We start from the raw sequence: 23,630 nt of genomic DNA on the forward strand, positions 1-23,630 counted from the left end.
GGGGCGTGATAGGGGCGTGATAGGGGCGTGAGGTACTATATGAAGCAATGTGCATATTTCTTCCTCGACGAGTCAGGGAACTTCGACTTCAGTGCGAAGGGCTCACGGTATTTCCTGTTGACCAGTGTTAGTATGAAGCGCCCGTTTTTGGCAACCAGGACCATGGATGACTACAAGCATGATTGCCTCGAATATGGGCTGAATCTTGAGTACTTCCACTGCTATCGGGACGGGAGAGATGTGCGCAGGCGTGTGTTCGATCTGATCGCCCGCTATCTCGACGGGATGTGTATCGATTGCCTGGTGATCGAGAAGGCGAGGACCGACACGGTGTTACGGGAAGACCGGCGTTTCTATCCGGAACTCCTGAGTCACCTGTTGAAGTTGGTTCTACCTACCGAGTTGGAAACTGATGGTGTGGAAAAGGTCATCGTCATTACCGATACCATCCCGGTAAACAAGAAACGCAAAGCCGCCGAAAAAGCCGTGCGGACTGCGTTGCATAGTGTGCTTCCACCGGGAATAAAGTATCACATTCTGCACCATCAATCGCGTTCTCACTACGGATTGCAGGTGGCAGATTACTGTTGCTGGGCGATTTTCCGGAAATGGCAGACAGGGGAGAACGCCTGGTATGACCACATTAAGCCTGCGGTGCGCAACGAGCTAGAACTCTTCCGAAACAGGTCGTGAGTGGTCCAACTGACCAGGAGAACGACCCCCCCGACTACTCCGTTCCCGGAGAGAGCACCCCTGGCACTCTTGTCATCAGGGGGGAACCTTTGGGTGTCGGGCCGGACGAACCATACCGAGCGCAATAAGGCCGGCTCCAACAGAACTAATGTACGCAAGAGATGACTTGGCGTCAAGCGATGTAGGCGGACGGTTAAACGCTCTCAACCTGCCACATTATCAGTGGACTATGATCGAATTATTGACTCGGATCCATAGCGCGCACAGACTGGTTTACGATCAGTCATTTCCGATCAGGTTCCGCAAGATGCGCACCAGCGCCCGTCCAGGCCCTTTTTCCGCATATCCCGCGAGCTCAAACCTCCGGCTTCCCCGTCTGCGCACCACAATCTCACTCCAGAAGATGAATCCTTCCTTCAATTGGACCTCCACCAGTTCGCCGATGTCATAGAGGGTCCCGGTGTTGTTGTTGACCAGGTGGTTCGACCGGGTGATGGCCATGCCCTCCTCGCCGGAACCGTCGATATCATAAAACACCAGCAGATCGTTCACCGTCGCGGCCAAGCCGCTGAAACGTATGCTGCGCTGCAGCGAAACGACGAAGTTCGCCGCTCGATCGGGGTTGATGTCTGGGTAGATGTACAGGCCGGCCCTGGTATCGGTTAAGATTCTACGTGCGGCCTTTCGGACACGTTGAACAGCCGGATCAGCCGACGATCCGGATCCCGTGCGGCTGGAGGCGCCGGGCCGGGAATACTCCGTCCGTGTATGGGAAGATTGCGAGGAAGAACGATAGCGGGGAGGAGACTGGCGCTGTGAAGTTGACCGGTAAGACGTCCCGGTAGTCGAAGACACCCGCAGGTTTTCCGGATTGCGGACGAGCCACTGGTAGGCCTCGTTGATCTCCGTGAACTTGGCGGTGGCCCTGTCTTTCACCCGGTCGGGCACTTTATCCGGATGCCAGATCAGCGCCAGTTCCCGGTACGATTTCTTCACGTCATCAAGCGACGCGCCTGGAGCGAGGTCAAGCGAATGCAGCGCCCTGTTCGTGGTATCATCCATACATGGTTATTTAAGTCATTCAAAGGGTTGTCTCAAGCGATTTATGCCGGTATATTCAACGTCGCCACCAGACTTCAACGTCGCCGCCCGGCTTCAAAGTCGCGACCGGACTAGGTCCTGCCCACCAACACACATTTTACAAAGGTCGCCCATGCCCATCACCGATGCCCTGCCCGAAATGAAGCGGGAACTGCGGTTTTTCCCGGCAACAAACGAGCACCCCAAAACGCTATCCCGCGAACAGGTCGACTTCTTCAACGCGAACGGGTATCTCTGCCCCCTCGACGTCTTCACCACGCAAGAAGCCGAGGAGAACCGAGCGTATTTCGAAGACCTGATGGCCCGCGCGGAGAAGGAAGGGTACAACAGCTACTCGATCAACGGTTGGCAGCGGCACTGCGAGGGTATATACGACTTGACCATGAACAAGCGGATACTGGACTTCGCGGAAGACCTGGTCGGGGAGACGCTGATCTGCGAGATGACCCACTATTTCTGCAAGATGCCGGGCGACGTGCAGCGGGTGAGTTGGCACCAGGACGCGTCCTACTGGCCCCTGACGCCAAGCAAGGTAGTGACGATCTGGCTGGCTATTGATGACGTGGACGAAGAGAACGGGCCCATGACGGTCATCCCCGGTTCCCACCTCCACGGGCAGATCCCCTTCGAAAACAGCACGGAAGCCGAACGCAACGTGCTGGGACAGACGGTAACGGACCCGCGAAAATGGGGCGGCGACCCGGTGCCCTTCGTCATGAAGGCGGGCCAGATCTCCATGCATACCGACCTGCTGCTGCACGGGTCCGAGCCGAACGTATCCGACCGCCGGCGCTGCGGCCTGACGATCCGGTACTTGCCGCCCGACGTGCGGGGCCGCTACCCGGAGTACCACCGGGCCGTAATCTGTCGGGGCGGCGATCCCTCGGGTTACTGGAGACCCATACCCAAGCCCGTCGGCGACCGGATTCCTCCACGTAATCGGTAGTATCTACATTGTATCTACACTGACAGTGGCCTGCAGTGCTTGCACGGCCGATATCCGCCGTCAACCGCTTCTTCTGCACCGCTGAATTCAAGGCGGTGCTGCGGCTGAACGCGCCGGGCGTCACGGCAGGTCGGATAGCAATAGATACCGGTCGTCCGGCTGCCAATGAAGCGCACGCCGCGCTGCTTCCAGTTCGCGAGTTCCTCCCGAGGGATCCCTTCCCGCTCCAGCAGCGTCCATTTCATTTCCGGTCCGTAGTAGTAGTTTCCCACCCCTCCGGTCGAGGGTACGAGCCGGTGGCAGGGCATCAGGAAGGGAACGGGATTGCGGGCCATGACCGTTCCGACGGCCCGGATCGCTTTCGGTCTGCCTACCTCACGGGCCAGCCAGGCATAGGGTCGTACCTCGCCCGTCGGAATCCTGGCCAAATGCACCAGCACGGTCTTTTCGAACTCGGTCAACCCCTCCAGCGTGACCGGTGGCTGGGTGTTCTTCTCTCCTTTGATAGCCCGCCTGACCGCTTCGGCATACGATTCGGGGAGCGAACCTCTGACCGTGGGCCGCCCAAGCCTGTCGGCGTAGTAGGATTCGAAGGCGCTGTCCTCCTCCACGTCGAGTTTCACGGCCGAAATGCCTTTGGGTGTGAATGCCACGTGTGCCGGTCCGAAATCCGTGTCGATCACATCGTATTTGTCTGTAATCCTGATCATCACTTCCTCCTCGATCCCTGTGGGAGCGGTTATTTTCAGTTTGGGAGATTCCACGGCAAGGTTCTCGATAAAGGCAGCCTCGTCGCGCAAATCGGCGCACCTTTCAAGGTGTTCCTTCACGGACCGGCTGACCTCATCGTCCTCCTCGCCGGATCTGATTGGATCCAGGTACTGTCTCGCTTCGTTAATTTCCACCAGGGTCGTCCTCCATGATCTTGCGAAGTCTACGTAACGCCCGGTACACCTTTCCCCGCAGCGCCGATTCCGATGAGCCGGTGACTGTCGCGATTTCTGCGTACGTGTATTGCTCGATGAAGCGCAGTATGACCAGTTCCCTGCTTTCCCTTCCGAGTCTTTCGAGGGCAGCCCGGATCTCTCGTGTCCTTGACCGGTCGTTTCCGGTGTCTAAAACCTGTGCTGGTAAATTGTCCTTCATGCTGATCAGTGCGTCGTTCCTTCGTTTGCGCGACCTCAACTTGTTCAGCGCCAGGTTCCGGACGATGCGATACAGCCAGGGTCGGACTTCGAGCGTCCGGCATCGCTCCGCGTCGTACTTTCCGGCGAGCGTGGTGTAGGCTTTGACAAAGGCTTCCTGCGTGACGTCGAGGGCGTCGTCTGACCCTCCGAGCATATGGAAGGCGTAAGTGAAGAGCCTGTCCTGGTAGGTCGCCACCAGGTCCGTCACCGCGTCCCGGTTGCCACGATGGATTTCCAGCGCGATGCATCGTCCCTCGTCTTGCGTCATGCAATGTCCTTTGCTGGCCGGCGCTCATGTGGTACCAATCTTACAACACCGTGAACCGGGTTTTCGTTCGTGGAAAACGGAATTTTGTATCCTTCTTGACAGCAACTTTTCTATTTCCTTTTTTTCACCTCGGCGACGACGCCAGAAACTACCAGGAACAGGCCATTCGCGCAGCGATAAAGGAATCACAGATGTGAAGATAAGTTCTCGATATGTGAAAATCGTGGAATGGTCGGAAAAAGATCAGTGTTTCGTCGGCAGTTGTCCCGGTCTGTTTTTCGGTGGGTGTCATGGGGAGAACGAGCAGGAAGTGTTCTCAGAGTTATGTCGTATCGTGGAAGAAACCATAGACCTCTACCGACGAGACGGCCGGTCTCTTCCTTCTCCGACATCGGGAAAAGACTACGCCAATAAAATGCTGAATATCGTCTGATTTACCTCCCGCTTCGCCTACCCGCCGCCCCCCAGCACCCTTTCCCAGAACCCCTTTGACCCGGAGTCCTGCTGCCCATCCTCCGCGATATAGATCGTGAAGGCCGTGTTCCCGATCTGCTCTCCGCGCCAGGCCCGGAATCCGCGGCGGTTCGGTTCGAGGGCGTCCCCCTTGATGTCCGATTTCCAGATCTGGTTCATCGTCGGGTACCACACGAAGAGGCCGCCCACTTCCTCCACCAGGATGCGTTCGGCCTGTCGGTAGACGTCCATCCGCGCCTCGTAGTCGCCGACGACGCCTCCCGCCTGGACCACCAGCCGGTCGAACCGGTCGTGTTTCCAGGCGTGCCGGCCCGAGGAAAGCCAGAGGTTCATCAGGCTGCTGGGATCGATGAAGTCGGCCCCGAACCGGACGAGACCCAGGGGAAGCTGGTGGCTGTTGATCGCGTCCATGAAGATCTTGACCTCCATGTTGCGCACCACCAGGTCGATGCCCAGGTTCTGCTTGATCATGGCGTGGATCGCCTCTCCGGCCTCGTGGACCGGCCGGACATCGCGCCGGACCCACATTTCAACCCGGGGAAACCCCTTTCCGTCCGGATAACCCGCTTCGGCGAGCAGTTTGCGTCCCAGGGCGGGGTCGTACCGCTGGACCGGTTTCAGGGCTTCCGTCGCTTCCGCCGGGAAGCCGGGTGGTAGCATGGAGTAGGCGGGGATCGCGAAACCGGCGAGCGCGGATTCACATACGGCGTCCCTGTCGATAGCGTGGCTGAAGGCCTGGCGTACTTTGAGGTTGTCGAAGGGCGGGTTGTAGGTGTCCATCGTGAGGTAGTACGTGGCGAAATCCGTGTAGGAATGCAGCTCCCGGCTCAGCTTCGGATCGGTCTTGATCCGGGCGAGTTCGGCGGGGTTCGTTACCAGGCCGAAATCCACCTCGTCGGCCTCGTAGGACGCGAGCAGGGGCGGCGGCGTCGAGGCGTTGTGCAGCCTGGCGATCAGGGTTTCCAGGTAGGGCCGCGCGGCGCCGTGGTACCGGGGATTGGCCTTGAGCACGACCCGGTCCGCCTTGGTCCACTCCGCCAGGTAGAAGGGCCCGCTGGCGATGGAGGTCTCCGGGCTCGTGGACCAGGCGTCGCCGTACTTCTCCACCGCCTGGCGAGGCGAAACCCAGCTGTCCACCATCAGGTCCGGCATGTAGGCGCAAGGTTCGTCGGTCTCGATGAGCAAGGTGTAGTCGTCTATCGCGTGGACACCCAGCGAGTCGAGGGGCAGCTCCCGGCCCACGACCCGGCCCCAGTTCTTGATCGGACGATAATACCACTCCACGTCGTAGGCGTTCTCGGGGTCGGCGCCACGACGAAGCGTGAACACGTAGTCGTGGGCGGTCAGCGGCTTACCGTCGGAGAACTCGAGGTCGTCCCGCAGGTAGAAATACCAGCCCAGCCCGTCGTCGGTGGGTTCCCAGCGGTTCGCTGCCGCTGGGATCAGGTTGAAGTCCTTGTCGAAGCGGATCAGCGGTTCGGCGATGATCCGGTGGCCGTAGGTCCCCTTGTAGATGGTGCGGAACCACTCCATGTAGGTGTTGTCGAGCTGAAACGTGCGGACGTACTGCTCCGAGGGCGGCGCCGCGTCAGGCGGCAGTTCGACGCCCGCGGAGTTGACGTAACGGGTGGAAGATTGGGCAGGCTGGTCGATGGCCAGGACCCGCAGGATTCCGGCCGCTGCCGCGCAATAGATCACGCCGACCGCAATGGTGCGGATCAATTTGCGCATAGAGGGACCAACGCGGGCATGGGTGATCATGGAGGGACCATCCGTTAGTCACGATAGAGTCGTTCACGTTGGGTTAGACGGGTCGTAAAGTACCTTATTCACTTCCCTGCCCCTCGTCAAGCGTAGTACGGCGAATCGCCCAGGATGGTACGGTGATTCGCCTTGACCCGGTTCGGGCGGTCGTTATTTTGCACGTGGACCCCTACCTACCGGGTGAATCGCCCCATGGATTCTTTCCTCGTATCTCAGGCACTCGCCGCCGTCGCTTTCACGTGCGGCGTGGTCTCCTTCCAGTGCAAGAAACGCCGCAACGTGTTGCTCTGGCTGAGCGCTTCGGCCCTGACGAACGCCTTCCACTTTTTCGTGCTCGGCAGAAACAGCGCCGGCACCCTGTATGTCGTCATGGGCGTCCGCGTCTTCACGGCGGCCTTCACGACCGACCGGCGCCTGATGTACCTGTTCATGGCGCTGATCCTGGCCGGATTCTTCTATTCCTACGAACGACCCCTGGACATCCTGGCGCTCTTCGGTTCCCTGCTGCCTACCTACGGCAATTTCCAGCGATCCGACCGGAAGGTCCGGCTGATCTACATGGTCTGTGCGGTGACCTGGATGGTGCACAACTACATCGCCGGCAGCCCGGTCGCGGTGCTCATGGAGACCACGTTCCTGGTCAGCAACATGATCGGGTACTGGCGGATTTACCGTTTTGAGCTTAAGGCCTGAGCGGTCAAGTCCTTGCACTATCCGGACGCTATCCGTACATCCGGATCGGTGTCGGTTCGGTGGGCTTGTTCTTGCGGGGCGGGCGCTGCGCCGTGACCTTCAGCGCCTCCTCCCAGCCCCGTTTCCAGGTGGCGTAGTCCGACAGCACGAATTCGGGATGTCGCCGGCTGCGTATGATGAAGTTGGGGTAGAAGGAGCGGCCCGTGGGTAGCCCGGTCTGTTGATATCGCAGGTCGAGGCTCCACCGGATCGTTCCGGAGCGGTTGGGGATGGACCGGTGCGGAATCAGCTTGTGCATGAGCAGGACGTCGCCCTTCCTCATCGGCAGGGACAGGACCTCGCCCTCGGGCAACCGGCCGTCCTCGATGCCGAATCCTTCGCTCCAGTACACGGTCCGGTTGTGGTGCACCCGCGGGATGATCTGCAGGCATCCGTTCTCCTCGTCGGTGTCGCACAGGGGGAGCCAAACGGTGAGAATGAACACCGGGTCGGCGTCCTCGAGATGCACCTGCGCGTCCTGGTGCCATGGCGCCACGTTTTCCCTGATGCGGGCGTCCAGGGCGTCCAGGGCGTCCTCTTCACCATTGCCGCCGCCATCGCGGCCGTTGCTGCCGCCGTTTCCCTGACTCGGTTGGCTGTTCAGGCCCTCCGGCAGCTTCGCCCGCAGATGCTGAATGGGGCTGCACGTGATTTCGGGTCCGACGAGGGTTTCCACGAGGTCCAGCATGCGGGCGTTGCCGAGAAAGCGGAACACTGCCTCGTGCCGCATGTTCATGATGTCGATGTCATCGTAGATCGCGGTGTTTTCCCGGGTGATCAGGGCCAGCCGCCGCTCGAAGGGTTCGTTCTCGTGCAGATCGGCGATCCTTCCTTCGCTGTGGAGTGCTCGCGCCCGTTCGTCGACAAAGGCCTCGATCCCCGAAATGACGGGATCCAGGTCGTCACTGGTGAGCGCGCCCTCGACGATGACGTAGCCTTCATCCATGAAATGTCGTAACTGATTTTGAGTGAGAGACATGCTGGTGGGATTCCCCTTCCGGTGCCGTATCTTCAAGCCGCTTTCGGAATGTGCGTTATCAGGTTCTGCAGGTGCCGCAGTCGCTCGGACGAGGCCGTGGAAAGCAGCGGACCGTTCTCCCCGCCGAATACCTCCCGCGTTGTATAGCCATGTTGTCGGATGATCTTCCTGAAGGCCTCGAGATCACGACCGTCCGTGTGGAGTCCGGTATACACGATCGTAAACATGCGCCTTCTCTTTCCTCCGCCCCAGGCACTGTGCTTGGTGGAATGGTTGAAGACCGCGAGGTCGCCGGGCCGGGTCTCGACGGCGACCGCCGGTACCTCGCTGCCGTGGAGTCCACCCCAGCCGCCCTTTTTGCCCGACAGGTGCGCATGGACGGTTTCCGCGTATCCTTCACCGAACCGGTGGCTTCCCGGTATGACCCGCAACGCGCCTGTATCCTTCGTCATGGGATCCAGGTAGATGGCCATCTTGTAGAAGCGGATGGGCTCGGGCCACTGGGTGTCGGAGTGCCATCTCGTGTCGCCGACGTAGAGGTTCCCGTCGCTGTTCCAATACTGGTACTGATCACCCAGCAGGCCGGCCGCGATGCCCTGGATGCGGGGATCGTCCAACAGCGTACACAGGTACGGGTCGTGATTGATGAACGGCACCACGGCCAGTCGTTCCAGGCCTTCGTGGTCGTCGCCGCCATTTCTTTTCAGCAATCCGTCGAAAGCGTCCGTGATCTCATCGATCCGGTCGTCGAGCAGGCCGGGGAAGTGCAGATACCCGAAGGTATCCATGAATTCCTTCTGGTGTGCATCCAGTTGAAACATGGAAACTCCCGATTACCTTATACAGCCGGAATGGTTCAGTATTCCTCGAGCACCGATCCTTCTATGCCCCGAGTGCCGTCTCCATAGACAAAATAGTAAACGACCAGCACCCGTCCATCCTTCAATTCGACCGACCATGGATACCCGCAGTCCGGCTCCAGGGAATCGGCGCGCACCACGACATCCGGCGCGGTATCCAGGTCGCCGGCGTCGGGCTCGAGGATCCGCGCCAGGCAGCCCATCTGTCCCTCCCATCGGGTGCCCACCGTGGCCAGGATGCGACCGTCCTGCAGCCCCAGCAGGTGACCGGGGCAACCCCGCATGGTCGTAGACCGCCATGGGGACCAGGTCGCGCCGCCGTCGTCCGAGTGCACTTCCACCAGGTGCACGTCCTGTCCGGGCGGCTGGTTCGGATGACAGCGGAAAAGCACCAGGATCCTTCCGGACGGCGTCCGGTATATCGCCGGTTCGCTGAAATGGGCGACGTCGTCCTCGGCGATACGGCCTTCGTAGGCCCAGGTACGGCCCCCATCCGTCGACGATTGCATCATGCCGAAGAACGGCGGCCGGCCTTCCGGATGATCGGTCGCCTTGCCCGGAAGCAGCATCCGACCGTCCGGCATCTCCAGCAGGCCGCTCCGGCAGATCCCCGTGTGCGAAGCGGGATGGCCGTTCACGGCATCCGGGAGCGGCGGAAACGGCTCGGGGTGCGACCAGGCCCGCCCGTTGTCCGATGAACGCACATGGAATCCCACGCCGGGACGGGAGATCCAGGTATGCTTGGAGACTTCCGGCGCCTGGGCAAGAACCAGGTCGACCGTGCTGGAGTGCAGGAAAATCTCGCCGCTCGACAGCGTGTGGGTCCCGAAATCGATCGCGCCGCCGTGGGGATAGACCGTCACCAGTTCGGCCGTTCCCCAGGTCTGCCCTTCGTCAGAGGAACGGCAAGCCCGAACGTCGAAGAGTGGGTGGCTGTGATGGCTGAACCCCGTGGCGGGCGACCGGTGAAACAGGGCCAACAGGTCGCCAACGGGAGTCCGGACGACGTTCGGATGGGCGCCGTACCAGCCTGCTTCGCGGTAGATCGTAACATGTCCCGCTACGCGCCAACCCATAGGGGTTCACCTTCCCGGTGCTCGATGCAGGTTTTACACACTGGTTTGAGTTTTATCGAGATCGACGATGGATTCAAGAATATACCCGCGCCTTCATCGTGGTAAATGGAAATATGGGCAGGATGCGCTGCGACCCGGAGTTGGCCGATACGTTTCATACGGACATCGCGGCAATCCGCCTGAACGCGTCTGGCTTGGGACCGGTTTCGATGTGTTCCAGGATCTTGCCGGCACAGGCCTCGGCGCTCCATTTCGATGTATCGACTTCAAGGTCGTAGATACCGGATCTATGCACCTCCCGGTCCCAGATCCGCACCAGTTCGGGCACGGGTGCGTCATCCGGTATGTCTTCTTCCTTTAGCCAGGTATCTTTGCGGCGTTGCCACACGACCTCGGCGGGACAGCGCACGCCCACGAAATGCGCGTTCAACCCCTCCAGACGTCCCGCGCAGTTGTAGAGGATACCGCTCAGCGTGGCGTAATCGTCGTGATGCGCGACGTCGGCCACCACGTTCAGGCCCAGTCGAAGGTGTGCCGCGATGGATTCGTAGAGTGCTCCGTACAAACCGGGAATCAACGGCTCGAGATCGGGTCGCTCGCCCCCAGGGCAATTCGCGATACCGGCGGGCCGAAGCCCGATCCCGGGACGGAGTCGCTCCGGCGTGATTTCAATGAATCGATCGGCACCGAGGTTCATCCAAGGTTCCTGCGACATCTGCTGGATGGCGAGCGCGATGCTGGACTTCCCTGACCTGGGGGCGCCATTGAGCACCAGGGCCGTTCCCGGCTGAGTCGCGGCATCCGGCATGGCGGTCATCTCCTCGAAACGCGTGGAAATACGCGGGATCGTGATCCTGGACGTCCTTTGGCGAACAAGGGCTGGTGGAATCCAGGTTTCACTGTGGATTAACCGGAATATAGGGTGTATCTTTTGCGAGACAAATCGGTATTGCATGCCGCCTGTTCAATGGTGCGCCTCTCCCAGTCATCTTTCTGGCCGGAAGTTCGTTGCCCTTGTTGTGGTCGTCCCCAAACCGGGATCTCTTCGATGTTAACTCGCCACGTAACTGGCAACTACGAGCTTATCGCAATAATCGCCGGCGCGAACTCGAAACCTGCGACGCGCATCCGGTTTTCGGGATTGGACGATTCCGTGAGCGTGTATCTGGAAATCGATGGACGGGGATTCCGTGTGGTTAGGCAGGCCGGTGAAGACCGTACGACCCTGAAGGACTATCCCGGCGGGGGACCGCCCCCGTGGGATATCCGCGTGCTGAAGAAGGGCAACTTCTTCCGGTTCGGGGTGAACGGTAACACGGGCTGGATCCGGGGCCCATCGGGCGAGTGGGATGGGCGGTACGATCCATGGGAAAACACGCTGACGCTGGAGGCAGCCGGGGGCTGCGGGTTCGAATCCTGCACGGTCACGACGCTACCCTGGCTGGACCAGCAGACGGAACCAGTCATCGCACGGGGTCCGGCCGGCAGCCTCTACGAGAAGCAGATCATTCCGGGCGCCATTCTTGAAATCGACCATCGCTTCTACATGTACTGCATGGCGGGCATGGAGGGCGATCAGGAAGGGTCCTCGCGGCGTACCGTCGCCGTGGCGGAAAGCGACGATCTGAGAACGTGGGACGTGCATCCCGTTCCGGTCCTTTCCTACGCGGATGCACCGGGGGACAATATCTACGTGAACGGCGCGGTCGTTGCACCCGACGGCCGGATCGTCCTCATGTACGCCGTCCAGCAGTATCCATCCTGGCTCGGATTCATGATGGCCTCGGCCGATGATCCAAAAGGACCTTTCACGCCGTATTCACGCAATCCAGTCTACCGGCATTTCAATGACGCCGCCCACGAGTTCGACCTGCTGCGCGTGGACCACCCGGAATTCCGGTACGTCATGTGCTATGCCGGCTACACGCCTCGTTCATCGGAAGGCTGGCCGGGTGGCGACCGGGGTTACCTGCTCTTCAGCGATGATCTCGCGGACTGGCGCGAGGCCGAGCACAATCCGGTGTTCGGACCGGAAAGGTTGGACGACTGGGACGCCGTGCATGTCCGGCCGCGGTCCCTGAACCGGATCGGCGATACGTGGTATCTCTGGTACGAAGGCTGCAACGCGTGGACGCCTCCGGGTGCGGCCGGATCGGAGCAGTGGTGCGATTCGGTAGGCCTTGCCCGTTCAACGGACCTGAAAAGCTGGTCGTACTATCCCCGGAATCCCGCCCTTCCGGCCCTTGGAATCGGCACGGAGCGTTTCGACCACACCTGGACGGGCTGGCCCCGCATGGTCGTAAAGGACGGCCTGGGATACGTGTTCTATACCGGGAACGCCCAGGTCGGATTGAGGACGATTCCGATAAGGCGCCTGGTGGACTGGGAAAGCGAAGGCGGCGAGACGTTCAGGATCGTCTAGGCGGGTGACTCCGGCCTGGACCGGGCGGACCAGACTGGGCGGAACGGGCAGATCGCTCAGGCAGGATTCCCTGTCCCGGATCGGTCGGTCGGCCGCATCAGCCGTGATTCTCGCCGTCGTGACAGGTGCACCGGCAGGTATACCGCGAAGAACATGGCCAGCGCGACCACGTCGAGGATGGGGATGTACCACGGCCACGGCGCGAAGAAGAAGGGCGACACCGTGCCCCAGGGCGGCCGCGAAAGGTACATGTAATTCGATCCCATCAGCAGGTTTACGATACCCACGACGACGGCGAACAAATTCAGGGCGACGAAGGCGCGAAAGAGTCCGCGCAGCGTGGGCCGCATGCCCAGGCCCCAGGTGGCGTACAGGACGGCCACGACGATCCCTGAGTGGACAATGAAATACTGGAAGAAACGCCACGACGGGAAGCCGGTGTCCATGGCGCCCGGGGTGATCACGGCGTTGGCGGAACCGACGAGCCCCCAGAAGTAGGCGATCTCGTACGTGTACTTGTTCCGGAATATCAAGGTAGCCGCCGTGATCAGGCTTGCGACGCCGCAGATATGCAGTGGAAGGTGGTTTCGGACCATGTATTCGGGACCGAACTGCACGAGGCGGTATCCCCAGGCCGAGAATTCGTTGACCAGGAGCATGGCCGCGAGCAGGTAGCCGATCCTCACCGCCGTCCGCTCATCGCTCGCGCTTCGTGCGAGTTTCGTAAGCAGGATGGGCAGCACGAGCGTAAGCCCCATGACGATGAGATGGGGCGGCCCGAAGCTCTGGAATCCGGTTGGCGTCATGATGTAACATGAGTACAGGAAACTGGACCGTAAGACAACCCGCATTACCCATGTTTACACTTTTCAAGAACGGACGGACCGCGTCGCGGATCGTGCTTTCACCCACGGTGGGTCCTTCCGGACGGCGGGCCGCCAGGGAATTTCAACGTATCGTGAAGCGCATGGGCGGGGTCGAGATCCCCGTCCTTGAAGCATCAGACCGGCCAGCGGTGAACGGGGCCGGTGGATCCCCTTTCGGCCACGATGAAGAAACCGGCCGGGTATACATCGGATGGGCGCCCGCGGGACTCGGTGTCGACCTCTCCGAATCCGCCCTGGGATACGATGGCTACGTCATCCGGTGCGCCGGGAACAGCCTGGTACTCGCGGGTCGCCGCCCCTACTCCGCGCTCTATGCCGTGTACCGGCTGTTCGAAGAACATCTCGGTTGCGGTTTCTTCGAAGAAGGCGACCAGATCCCGCAAAGGGAAACCGTTTCTATCGGCAACCTGGCCGTATACAGCAGGCCCCGGTTCAAGTGGCGGATGTACTTCGCGAACATGCAGGACGCCTACAGCGGCATGCGCTGGTGGACCTGGGATGAGTTCAGGCCCTGGGTCGACTACCTGGTCAAGAAGCGCTTCAACATCCTGGAAAGCGGCAACATCGCCGACTGCTGCGGTATCGGCGCGCTGGCCGCCAACCGGCTGGGCGTTCCGGTGCAGCTCACAGCGTGGCAGGCGGCGCGCATCGCGTTGTTGCGGCGCGTCTTCGATTATGCCCGGGAGGCCGGCATCCGGATCCGGTACCGCATGCAGCTCCACGTGGGCACCCCGGCAGTGAATCCCGGCTTCTCACCGTACACCGACGGACGCCAGTTACAGGAGTTTGTAGACGGTTACGAGGCCAAAACCGGGGAGGAGATCCGGGTCGCTCCGCTGGAGTGGTGCGGCGAGTCCGAGATCGTGCTCGACCCTCGAGACCCCGTGACCCGGCGCTTCACCACCGCCGTGGTGGAATCCTACGCGGAAGCGCTGGGCACCGACCATCTCTACAGCCTGTGGCTGCCCACGGAGGAGACCTGGGTGGAGGAGGACCCCGACCGGGCCGCCGAACTGACCCGCGCGTCGGTCGACGGCATGATCGCGGCCATACGGGACGGCGATCCGGACGCGGTGCTGTTCAGCCCCCGGGTGTGCACGGACAACCCCACGGCGGCCACCCAGGCGCAGGCGGTCCGCGATGCCGGCCTGCCCGTGATCGGCAACATGTTCCTCAACCACGCCGGGAGGATGTACGACTTTCTCCGGTGCGACTACTACTGGGGGCTGCCGTGGTCCACGGGCATGTGCGGCCAGTGCGGCCGGGAGACCAATCCCAACGGCGACATCAGGACGGCGATCGACAACGCCCGGTCCCTGGCGGATCATCCCCGGGCATCCAACCTGCAGGGGTTCATGGTGTCCTCGGAAACCAATCACCGGAACGTGATGACCATGGATCTCTACGCGGAACTGTCCTGGAACCCCGCGGACCTGGAACCGGACGCCTACGTCGAGCAGTGGAACCGAAGGCGGTACGGACCAGCGGCAGAAGAAACCCGCCCAGCCGTCCGGATATTCGCCGACACGATCATGGCCTACTTCGATCCATGCACGCATAACGGCCCCCTGTACCGGAACTGGGATGGGACCCTGCTGCCCGGTCTCACGTCGGGCTCGGTCAAACGGCTCATCGGGTTTCTGCCGGCGCTGCACGACATGCTCGAGATCCTGCTGTCCCAATATGATGCGCTCGAAGATTCCCCCATGTACCGCTTCGACCTGGTGGACATCGGCCGAACCTACCTGGCGGGCATCTTCAACCACCGGCTGGCCGACGCGCGCAAGGCCTTCCGCACCGGGGACCGGGAACGGTTCGAAGGGATGGCCGCGGAGACGGAGCACGCGATGCTCGCCATGGCCCGGTACTGCAGCGCCCATGAACAGTTCAGGCTGAAGACCCACGACGACTGGGCGGCCCGATGGCCCGAGATCGTGCCGGGCCGCGCCAACAGCGAAAGCAACTGGATTACCTTCACCGCGCTGATTTCCCTGGAAAACTGGCAGGTGCTGCTCGACTACCTCCCGGAGGATTTCGCCGAGATGATCGTCCACTATTTCCTGCCCCGCGTCCGGCAGTACCTGGACCGGATGCGGACGCTCATGGACCGGGGGGAGGACATATCGGAGCGGCTGGTGGACCGGGATTCGGATGTCGATCTGCCTTCCCGCGTGGCGAACTGGTCGACGCCCCGGGGCAACACGCCCTGGTCGCCCTACGGGGACACCTGCGAACCCGAGTTGACCGGAGAGGACGAGGCCCTTGCGCTCCGGCTCATCAAGGCCGGTTCCGCGAGCGGCCGGTACGACTTCTACGAGGGCCCGCTGGATGGCCTCGTCCGCGAGATGCTGGCCGCCTTCCCGCCGCCCGGGGACATCGAGGAGATCCTCGCGGAGAAAGACTACGCGCCGCCGGGCAACCGACTGGTACTGCACGGGATGCCCGGCGAGACAATCGAGGGATTCAACGTGCCCGGTTTCGTGGAACGGGTCGAAGTTCCGCGGGAACTCCGAGGGATCATCGCGGTGCGCGAGGTTCGCAGGGAATACAACATCGCCCGGGGCGAGATTGCTATGTACCAGGTGACGGTTCCGCCGGAGATCGACCTGATCCGCCAAGAGGACGAACCCGCCGCTTCCGACGGCCACAACGTCGCGGTGTTCACGTTCAGCGCCGGAGGCGCGGAGTACTGTGCGTGGTTCGACAGCGGGACGGACCTGGACGTGGCGTCGTTTGTCGTGAAACGATCCCCGGCATCACGTTAGTTCTTATTTCGCGTCAGCCCTACTAGGTGGAAGGCTACTTCGCAGGATCCGCAATAAAGTTCAGATATTCCCTGTTGCGTCCGTTGCCTTTCCTCCAGGTCGTTTACCTTTGACACTGCGCTTGCCGCACCCGTAATATACCTCCCGCTCACACGCTCACGACATGCTGCCCGGGGCAACCACCCATGACGCCTGTGCCAACAGACTACGACCTCGATCTGAAGGTTGCGGAACTCAGGATCAGCGGATTCACGATCTTCGAGGACCTCGTCGCACCGGAGAAAATAGATCGCATACGGGAGGCCTTCATGCCGCGGCTGGAACGGCTCAAGGCCCGTGAAGCACATGAGATCCACCCGAAGGAAAGGGGAGATGTCCGCACGGGCAAGGGACGGCAGCAGTTCGTCAACCGCTATACCATGCACGTACCCTGGGAACCGCCTTTCTCCGATCCGGAGATCTACGAGCACCCCGTGGTGCTGGCTTTCCTGGAACGATACTGGGGCGTCGACGATTTCCACATCACCTGCTACCACTCCAACAATCCCTATCCGGGCAGCGAGTACCAGCCCTGGCACCGGGACATTCACCTGATTACGCCCCATATCGGCCTGCCGGTCTGCCCTCATTTCGGCATCAAGTTCCCCCTGGTGGACACCAGTGAAGAGAACGGCAGCTTCGAAGTCATGCCGGGCACGCAATACCTGGCGGACCCCGACATGGAGAAATCCTACGATGACGTGCTGCTGCGGGGGGATTTCCCGCCCGCCCACCGGCTGAACCTGAAAAAGGGCACGTTCTGGGTGCAGGACCCGAGGGCCCTTCACCGGGGCACGCCGAACCGTTCGAACCATGCCCGGGTGGAGCTGGTCATCTGCTATTCGAGACCGTGGTTCCGCACGTCCACGATCGAGATGACGGAATCGGAATACGGCAAGCTCTCGAACCGCGGCAGGACGCTGCTGTCACGCAGCACGATCGTGACGGCGTGATCCGCGACCGGACTCTCCACCCAATAACCGGAGCATTCCATGCTGTCCAGTGGCCAGATCGATCATTTCCACACCTTCGGTTTTCTGGTCATTCGCCAGACGTTTGCCCGGGACGAAGTAGATGCGCTGATCCGGGAGGCCGCCGCGACGTGCACACAGAAGCTCGGCCGCGACATCGGTGAAGAAGAATGGCTGTGGGACGGGGAGTTCGTGGAGTCGCGTCCCGCGCTGACGCGGCTCGTGGAGGACGACCGGATTTACCTGCCCGTGACGGAACTGCTGGGCGACGACCTCATCTGGATCGGTTCGGAGGGGATGTGGGGGATCGATCCTGAGTTGGCCGACCACACGTGGCATTTCGACGGTCACAAGACGTCACGGTTGCTCGACTATACCCGGACCAAGGTCATGCTGTATCTCGATCCGCAGACAAAGGATACCGGCGCGCTTCGGGTCATACCCGGTTCCCACCGGGATCCCTTGCACCAGGCGCTCCTGCCCCTCCAGGATGCTCACCTGGGCGGCGATCCCAGCCCCTTCGGGGTCGACGGCCTTCGGATCCCCGGTTGCGCCGTCGAGACCGAACCCGGCGATATCGTCCTGTTCAACCAGTGGCTCTACCACGCGGTTTTCGGCAAGACGGGGAAACGGCGGGTCATCGTTTTCAAGTTCGGCCCCCGTCCACGCACCGGTGCCCACCGGGACATGCTACGTGAAGGCGCTCCGCAGGGTTTCAGGCCCCACCCGTCATTCCTGGATAGCGAGCGTCCCCGCTTGCGACGACTGGCCGAGGGCATGGAAGCGGTCGGCAGGAAAGCCGAATAGACGAAACGAAATCCCGGCGGCAAGTAAGACGACCGGCGGCAAGTAAGACGCCCTGCGGCAGGTCAGACGTCCGGCGCCCGTCAGACCGGCCGCTTGATCCTCGCCACGATGCCTCCCCACCAGTTTCGCAGGTCCTCGAAGGCGCTGTAGACCAGGGGCAGCGCGATCATGGCGCCGATGGTGGAGAAGATCAACCCGCCCATGACGGAGCGGCCCATGGGATAATAGGGCTGGTCGCCCAGGGTGGCGGTTCCGATGGCCATGGGCAGCAGGCCGAGCATGGTGGTAAACGCCGTCATCAGGATTGGCCGCAGGCGGTCGCGGCCGGCCTGGATGATCAGCTCCCGGCCCTTCAGGCGGCCCTCCCGCTCCAGGTGCTTGATGTGGTCGATGAAGACGATGGCGTTGTTGACCACGACCCCGATCAGTATCACGATGCCGATCATGGCGAGTACCGACATGTTGGTACCGGTAGCCCACAGCATCCAGTAGCACCCGAAGTAGGCGAAGGGGATGGACACGAGGATGATGATCAGGGGATCGATATAGGACTCGAACAGGGATCCCAGGAGCAATAGTACGGCAACGAGTGCGAGGAGGATCGCGGTCACCATGGCGGCCGTATCTTCCTCCAGCTGCTCCCACCGGTCCCCGAGGCGCCATGAATAGCCCCTGGGCAGGGAGAGGTCCGCCAGGCTGGTGCTGATTTTGCCGCCGAGGGTTTCTATGCCCTCTTTGGTGGTGTTCGCGCGGACCATCAGGATGGTCTCGCTGTCCCGGCGGAAAACGGTCCTGAAGGCCGGCGTCTGGGTGAAACTGGCCATGGTGGCCAGCGGGAGCTGGGTGCCATCGTCCAGGTAGACTGCCTGGTCCCGGAGCTGGTGGACGGTCTCGCGGTCCTCCTCCTTGGACTGTACCCATACCCGGATTTCCCGGTCTTCGGTCTTCAGGCGCTTCAGTTCGTTGCCGCGGATCCCCGAAAGGGTCATTTCGGCGACGCGCCGGGGCGTAAGACCGAACTTGCCCGAGACCTCCCGGTCCACGGTGACCTGGACCTCATCCTGCGTTTCCTCGTTGTCCAGGTCGGTGGTGATGGCCGTGATCTCCGGCAACTGGCCCAGCCGCGCGTTCACGTCCTCCGCGATCTGTTCGAGCCGCCTCGGGTTTTCTCCGTGCAGGGCGATGCTCACCCTCGGATCTTCCTCGCCGCCCTCGCCCCATCGCCATCTCACGACGAGCCCCGGCACCTCGGGGATGGTCTCCCTTATGGTCCTGGCGACCTCTTCCGAAGTCCGGAATGTCTGCACGCCGCCCTGGGTGCCGAGGATCAACAGGATCGCGACGTACAGCGCCGTCAGCACGGCGGTGATCTGCAGCGCGTTGGGTTTCCTGCGCACCAGGATGAGCACGACCGCGCACAGGGCGAGCGATCCCCAGACCCAGGGCGCTTTTGCCTTGTGCCGCAGGACGTCCCAGGCCGAGTCGTCCGCGCCGTTCTGGAGGAACACTTCGAAGGTGATGCGTCCGGGCCGGAAATCGGAACGTATGGCCCGGATGTTCAGCGAATCGGCCGAAGCCATCCACTGGTTCTCCAGGTCGGTCACGAACCGGTCGGTGTATTCCAGGCTGGCGTACTCGCCGGGTTCGATATACATCCAGACCCGGCGCGGGTCCGAGGACGAATTGTCCATGGTCACGCTGCGCATGGGCACCAGAAAGGTCAGGATGACGAAGCCCCCCAGGATGAGCGCCACGTCGAGCCGGTGGTTCAGCACCCATCCGATCACCTGGGCGTACCGTTGTTCGAGTGCTTCCAGCAGGCTGACCGTCGGCAGGCCTCCTTCTCGTAGCAGCCGGGAAGCCAGGAGCGGTATGAAGCTGAGCGACATCACCAGGGACGAGATCAGGGAGATGGTGATGACCAGACCGAACTCGCGCATCTCCGTCTGCGCGTTTCCGCCTCCTATGAATAGCAGGGGCAGGAACACGATAGCCGTCGTCAACGTGGCGGCGCTGACGGCCACCGATACTTCGCGGGCGCCCTGGATCGCCGCCTGCACGGGCTCCACACCCATCCGCCGAAGCCGGACGATGTTCTCCAGCACCACCACGGCGTTGTCCACCAGCATCCCGATGCCGAGCATCAGCCCCATGAGCGAAATGAGGTTGAGCGACAGGATGCCGTAACCGGTATTCACGAAATACATGACCGTGAAGGTCACGAGGATGGATGCGGGGATGGATGCGGCGATGATGAAAGTCGTCCTGTACCGCCGCAGGAAGAAAAACAGCACGCCCAGGGCGAACAGGCCGCCCCACATGCCTGCGGTGCCAAGCGCTTTCAGTGAATTCAGTATCCAGGAAGACTGCTCGAAGAAGATGAAGTAGGTCAGGCCGGGCCAGCGCGGATCGCGGGTCAGGTCGCTCAGGGTCTCCTTCACGGCCGCCGTGACTTCCACCGTGTTGGCGTTCGACTCCTTGCTGATCACCATGCCCACGGCGTCCTGGCCGTTCAGGCGGAACCGGCGGTATGACGTGGGCTTCCGGTATTCCACCCGTGCCACGTCGCTGAGCTTGAGGCCCCTTTCATTGATCGGGTAGGACTGGATGTCCTGCACGGTTTCGAAGGCGCCCGAAAGCCGGACGATATAGCGGAACCCGCCGTCTTCCACGTAGCCTCCGGGCGAGTCCATGTTGGCCTGGTCCATGGCGCGGATGAACTGTTCCACGTTCACCCTGTACGCCTTCAGCAGGTCCTCGTCCAGGTCGATGATCACCTGCCTGGACCTGGAACCCCACGCGTCGATGCCGGCGATGCCGTCGATCCGCTCGATGCGGGGGATCAGCTGCTCGTCGACGACCTGGAACAGGGCGTCGCGGTCGCCGTGCCAGGACAGGGAGAGATACATGATGGGGATGTCCGTGCTGGAGAACTTCCGCACCCAGATCCGGTTGATCTCGTCCGGCAGCGCCGGCCGCACCCGTTCCACGCGGTCCCTGACCTCCACGTAGGCCAGCTTCATGTCAGTGCCCGGCTCGAAGACGAGGTTGACGTTCACGCCGTTGGTGCTCGAATTGGACTCCACGCGCCGCAGTCCGCGCAGGGTCTTCAATTCCCCTTCCAGCGGACGGGCGATCAGGTGGACGTTGTCCTCCGGCGTGGAATTGGGATAGGGAACCCAGACGTTCATCCAGATACCGTCCCTCGCCGGAACGAGCTCCATCGGCAGAAGCCGGAAAGAGACCGCTCCGAAGAGGATCGCGCTGACCAGGACCATGAACACGGTGACGGGCCTGCGGAAGGCGAAGGCGGTCCAGTTGTAGGGGGAAAGGAATTTGAACATATCAGACTCGCATGTCAGTCTCGTTGACTCCTGGTCATGACCGGACGCGACCCTCAGGGGCGAGACCCTCCGCCGGAGCGCTCGCCGCCGGAGCGCTCGCCGCCGGAGCGTCATGCTGATCCCGGTCCACCAGCGAGTAGATCACCGGGATCACGATGAGGGTCAGAAAGGTCGATGCGATCAGCCCCGCGATTACGGTAACGGCGAGGGGCGTGCGGATCTCCGCGCCTTCGCCCAGGCTCAGCGCGAGCGGAAGCAGTCCCAGGATCGTCGTGGCCGTAGTCATGAGTATGGGGCGAAGCCGGACCCGGCCCGCGGTGATGACCGCCTCGATCCGCTCAATGCCGCGGCGCCGCAGCTGGTTGGTATAGTCCACCAGCACGATGGCGTTGTTCACCACGATCCCGGCCAGCATGATGATGCCGATCAGGACGATCACGCTGATCGCGATATCCAGTAGATAAAGGGTAAGCAAGACACCCGAAAGGGCAAGCAGAAAGGAGATCATGATGATGAACGGATGGAGCAGCGACTCGAACTGCGAAGCCATGACCAGGTAGACCAGGAATACGGCCATGGCGATGGCCAGCAGCATGCTGCGCGAAGCGATGGTCATCTCCCTGTATTGGCCGCCGATGTCGATGCTGAAGTCGTCGGGAAGACGCATTCCCGCCAGGCTTTCCTGCATGTCGCCGGCCACGCTTCCCAGGTCGATGCCGGTCAGATTCGCCGTCACCAGGGCCACGCGCTGCTGGTCGATGCGCCGGATCTCGCTCGGGCCTTCGTCCAGCTGGACCCGGGCCACGGCGCCGAGTTGGATCGGACCGCCATCCTGCGTGCGGGAAAAAGACGCCTGGGTGCTCGACTGGAATGCCGATTCCTCCCCTTCTTCATTGCGGTTCATCTGCTCATTCTGTCCGGTGTTACTCCGTTCGCCCGCGTTTACGGCCATGGCCTTCAACTGGGCGATCTGCCTCCGGTCTTCTTCCCTCGCCCGCACCAGGATGTCGATTTTGCGTTCTCCCGCCGAGAACCGGGTGGCCACGCTGCCGCGGACCTTGTTCCGGATCGCGTCCGCGGCCTGCCCGATGTCCACGCCGAGGACCGCCATCCGGTCACGGTCGAATACGATCACGGCTTCGGGGTAGCCCGCCTCCATCAGGGACCGCACGTCCCTCAGGCCTTCCAGGTCGCCCAAGACGTCGACCACCTCGCCGCTGACGCCGCGGAGGTCCTTGAGGTTGTATCCCCGGATCTCGACCTCCAGCGGGGCCTTGAAGCTGAACAGCGCCGGCCGGACGAATTCGACCCGGGCGTCCGGTATATCGGCCAGGCGTTGCCGCAGGCGGTCCATGACGGGATCGCTGCCCCGCGCCCGAATGGCTTCCGCGTCGAGCATGACCCCGACACGGGCCACGTTCTCGCGTTCTTCATCCATGAGCGAACCGCTGGACTCCATCGCGCCCACCACGACATAGACCTGCCTGATGTCCGCATCCTCCCGGATCAGGGATTCGATCATCGTCGCGGTTTCGTCCGTTTCCGCCAACGGCGTGCCGGTGGGCAGGATGAGGTCCACCGCAAACTCGCCCTGCTCCATTTCCGGGATCAGTTCTGTTCCGAGGCGGGGAATGAGCACGGTAGTCGTCCCGACGATCGCCGCGACCACGAGCAACGTGACAAAGCGCTGGTTGAGGGCCCGGGTGAGGAAGGACACGTAGGCAGACTGGAGTCCTTCGAGCCCCATGTTGAATACGTAAAGGACCGGTTGAGCCACCTTGCCCAGTACCCAGAAAACCCCGCGCAGGAGAAACCACACGGGCAGGAGGGCCACGAGCAGCAGGTTGGGGACGATCGTAAACAGGATCTTGAACAGACTGCCGACCAGGAACCGGACGAGCCGGTAAATGGGCAGGATCATCCGGGAGAAGAAGACTATGATCCAGCGAGGAATCAACACGACTGCGCGCAGCCCCCGGATCTTGGCAATCTGAACATCCGGGCTCCGGTACTGTCGTACGCTTCCCCACAGCCAGTGGCCTGCAAGCAGGAGAATCCTGCCGACAAGGTATAAGGGAAAGACCAGGGTCCAGCGCGCCGCACCTGGGGCCTGATCGCCACCCCTTTGACGGAAATCCTGCGCGATTTCGCCGAACCAGCGCAGCCCGGGGAAGGTGTTCACGAACCAGTTCGCCGAATCGCTGACCAGCCTGCCGGTGAACCATCGGATCGCCCCGCCGCGCTCCTCCGCGGCCGTCCGCCTGTAATCTCCGAAGGCCGACTGTACCCAGAGGCCCTGCCCCGCCCTCTCACCC

The 23,630-nt window shown here is 61.9% G+C and carries 19 protein-coding genes; 8 read left to right on the plus strand and 11 right to left on the minus strand.

Annotated elements, in window-relative coordinates:
• Window positions 1-39: 39 nt before the first annotated feature.
• The gene (locus F4Z81_09105) at window positions 40-693 is read left to right on the plus strand and encodes a DUF3800 domain-containing protein (protein ID MXW05207.1); all 654 of its coding nucleotides are present in this window, start codon (window positions 40-42) and stop codon (window positions 691-693) included.
• A gap of 279 nt (window positions 694-972) precedes the next feature.
• Here F4Z81_09105 and F4Z81_09110 read toward each other — a convergent pair whose 3' ends face one another.
• A complete protein-coding gene (locus tag F4Z81_09110; GenBank protein MXW05208.1) occupies window positions 973-1,755 on the minus strand; it encodes a DnaJ domain-containing protein in 783 nt (260 codons plus the stop codon).
• A gap of 43 nt (window positions 1,756-1,798) precedes the next feature.
• On the opposite strand from F4Z81_09110, the gene F4Z81_09115 reads away from it, so the two are divergent.
• The gene (locus F4Z81_09115; protein ID MXW05209.1) at window positions 1,799-2,740 is read left to right on the plus strand and encodes a phytanoyl-CoA dioxygenase family protein; all 942 of its coding nucleotides are present in this window, start codon (window positions 1,799-1,801) and stop codon (window positions 2,738-2,740) included.
• 14 nt (window positions 2,741-2,754) lie between these two features.
• On the opposite strand, the gene F4Z81_09120 is transcribed toward F4Z81_09115, so the two are convergent.
• Both F4Z81_09120 and F4Z81_09125 read right to left on the minus strand, forming a co-directional pair.
• The gene (locus F4Z81_09120) at window positions 2,755-3,645 is read right to left on the minus strand and encodes a methylated-DNA--[protein]-cysteine S-methyltransferase (GenBank protein ID MXW05210.1); all 891 of its coding nucleotides are present in this window, start codon (window positions 3,643-3,645) and stop codon (window positions 2,755-2,757) included.
• Complete coding sequence (locus F4Z81_09125; protein ID MXW05211.1) at window positions 3,635-4,195, minus strand: RNA polymerase sigma factor; 561 nt, start codon at window positions 4,193-4,195, stop codon at window positions 3,635-3,637. Before F4Z81_09125 ends, F4Z81_09120 begins: the two co-directional genes overlap by 11 nt.
• 193 nt (window positions 4,196-4,388) lie before the next feature.
• On the opposite strand from F4Z81_09125, the gene F4Z81_09130 reads away from it, so the two are divergent.
• Complete coding sequence (locus tag F4Z81_09130; protein MXW05212.1) at window positions 4,389-4,628, plus strand: hypothetical protein; 240 nt, start codon at window positions 4,389-4,391, stop codon at window positions 4,626-4,628.
• A gap of 17 nt (window positions 4,629-4,645) precedes the next feature.
• Here the strand turns inward: F4Z81_09130 and F4Z81_09135 are convergent, their stop codons facing one another.
• The gene (locus tag F4Z81_09135) at window positions 4,646-6,430 is read right to left on the minus strand and encodes a peptide ABC transporter substrate-binding protein (GenBank protein MXW05213.1); all 1,785 of its coding nucleotides are present in this window, start codon (window positions 6,428-6,430) and stop codon (window positions 4,646-4,648) included.
• A gap of 195 nt (window positions 6,431-6,625) precedes the next feature.
• On the opposite strand from F4Z81_09135, the gene F4Z81_09140 reads away from it, so the two are divergent.
• The gene (locus F4Z81_09140) at window positions 6,626-7,126 is read left to right on the plus strand and encodes a YgjV family protein (GenBank protein MXW05214.1); all 501 of its coding nucleotides are present in this window, start codon (window positions 6,626-6,628) and stop codon (window positions 7,124-7,126) included.
• Between the two features lie 28 nt (window positions 7,127-7,154).
• Here the strand turns inward: F4Z81_09140 and F4Z81_09145 are convergent, their stop codons facing one another.
• The 4 genes from F4Z81_09145 to F4Z81_09160 all read right to left on the minus strand — a co-directional run bounded on the left by F4Z81_09145 (window position 7,155) and on the right by F4Z81_09160 (window position 10,888).
• On the minus strand, window positions 7,155-8,144 hold the full coding sequence (locus F4Z81_09145; GenBank protein ID MXW05215.1) for a phytanoyl-CoA dioxygenase family protein: 990 nt from the start codon (window positions 8,142-8,144) through the stop codon (window positions 7,155-7,157).
• 32 nt (window positions 8,145-8,176) lie between these two features.
• Window positions 8,177-8,965: a phytanoyl-CoA dioxygenase family protein gene (locus tag F4Z81_09150; GenBank protein ID MXW05216.1), complete on the minus strand. Its 789-nt coding sequence runs from the start codon at window positions 8,963-8,965 to the stop codon at window positions 8,177-8,179.
• 35 nt (window positions 8,966-9,000) lie between these two features.
• Window positions 9,001-10,080, minus strand: a complete 1,080-nt coding sequence (locus F4Z81_09155; GenBank protein MXW05217.1) for an exo-alpha-sialidase — start codon at window positions 10,078-10,080, stop codon at window positions 9,001-9,003.
• A gap of 154 nt (window positions 10,081-10,234) precedes the next feature.
• Entirely contained in the window at window positions 10,235-10,888 is a 654-nt protein-coding gene (locus F4Z81_09160; protein ID MXW05218.1) for a chloramphenicol phosphotransferase, read from the minus strand.
• Between the two features lie 240 nt (window positions 10,889-11,128).
• Here F4Z81_09160 and F4Z81_09165 point away from each other — a divergent pair, with 240 nt between their 5' ends.
• Window positions 11,129-12,502, plus strand: coding sequence for a hypothetical protein (locus tag F4Z81_09165; protein ID MXW05219.1), 1,374 nt, complete (start codon window positions 11,129-11,131; stop codon window positions 12,500-12,502).
• Between the two features lie 56 nt (window positions 12,503-12,558).
• On the opposite strand, the gene F4Z81_09170 is transcribed toward F4Z81_09165, so the two are convergent.
• Entirely contained in the window at window positions 12,559-13,353 is a 795-nt protein-coding gene (locus F4Z81_09170) for a TIGR02206 family membrane protein (protein MXW05220.1), read from the minus strand.
• Here F4Z81_09170 and F4Z81_09175 point away from each other — a divergent pair.
• From F4Z81_09175 to F4Z81_09185, 3 genes are all read left to right on the plus strand, one after another.
• Entirely contained in the window at window positions 13,317-16,154 is a 2,838-nt protein-coding gene (locus F4Z81_09175) for an alpha-N-acetylglucosaminidase (protein ID MXW05221.1), read from the plus strand. The two genes, F4Z81_09170 and F4Z81_09175, sit on opposite strands and share 37 nt — an antisense overlap.
• 185 nt (window positions 16,155-16,339) lie before the next feature.
• Entirely contained in the window at window positions 16,340-17,146 is an 807-nt protein-coding gene (locus F4Z81_09180; protein MXW05222.1) for a phytanoyl-CoA dioxygenase family protein, read from the plus strand.
• A gap of 39 nt (window positions 17,147-17,185) precedes the next feature.
• Window positions 17,186-17,971: a phytanoyl-CoA dioxygenase family protein gene (locus tag F4Z81_09185; protein ID MXW05223.1), complete on the plus strand. Its 786-nt coding sequence runs from the start codon at window positions 17,186-17,188 to the stop codon at window positions 17,969-17,971.
• 80 nt (window positions 17,972-18,051) lie between these two features.
• Here F4Z81_09185 and F4Z81_09190 read toward each other — a convergent pair whose 3' ends face one another.
• Together F4Z81_09190 and F4Z81_09195 are read right to left on the minus strand one after the other, a co-directional pair.
• Window positions 18,052-21,429, minus strand: a complete 3,378-nt coding sequence (locus tag F4Z81_09190) for an efflux RND transporter permease subunit (GenBank protein MXW05224.1) — start codon at window positions 21,427-21,429, stop codon at window positions 18,052-18,054.
• Window positions 21,350-23,630 (minus strand): efflux RND transporter permease subunit (locus F4Z81_09195; protein ID MXW05225.1); only part of this gene is annotated, 2,281 nt, incomplete at its 5' end. The genes F4Z81_09195 and F4Z81_09190, both read right to left, overlap by 80 nt.

Source organism: Gemmatimonadota bacterium, assembly GCA_009835325.1.
Lineage (GTDB): Bacteria > JAAXHH01 > JAAXHH01 > JAAXHH01 > JAAXHH01 > JAAXHH01.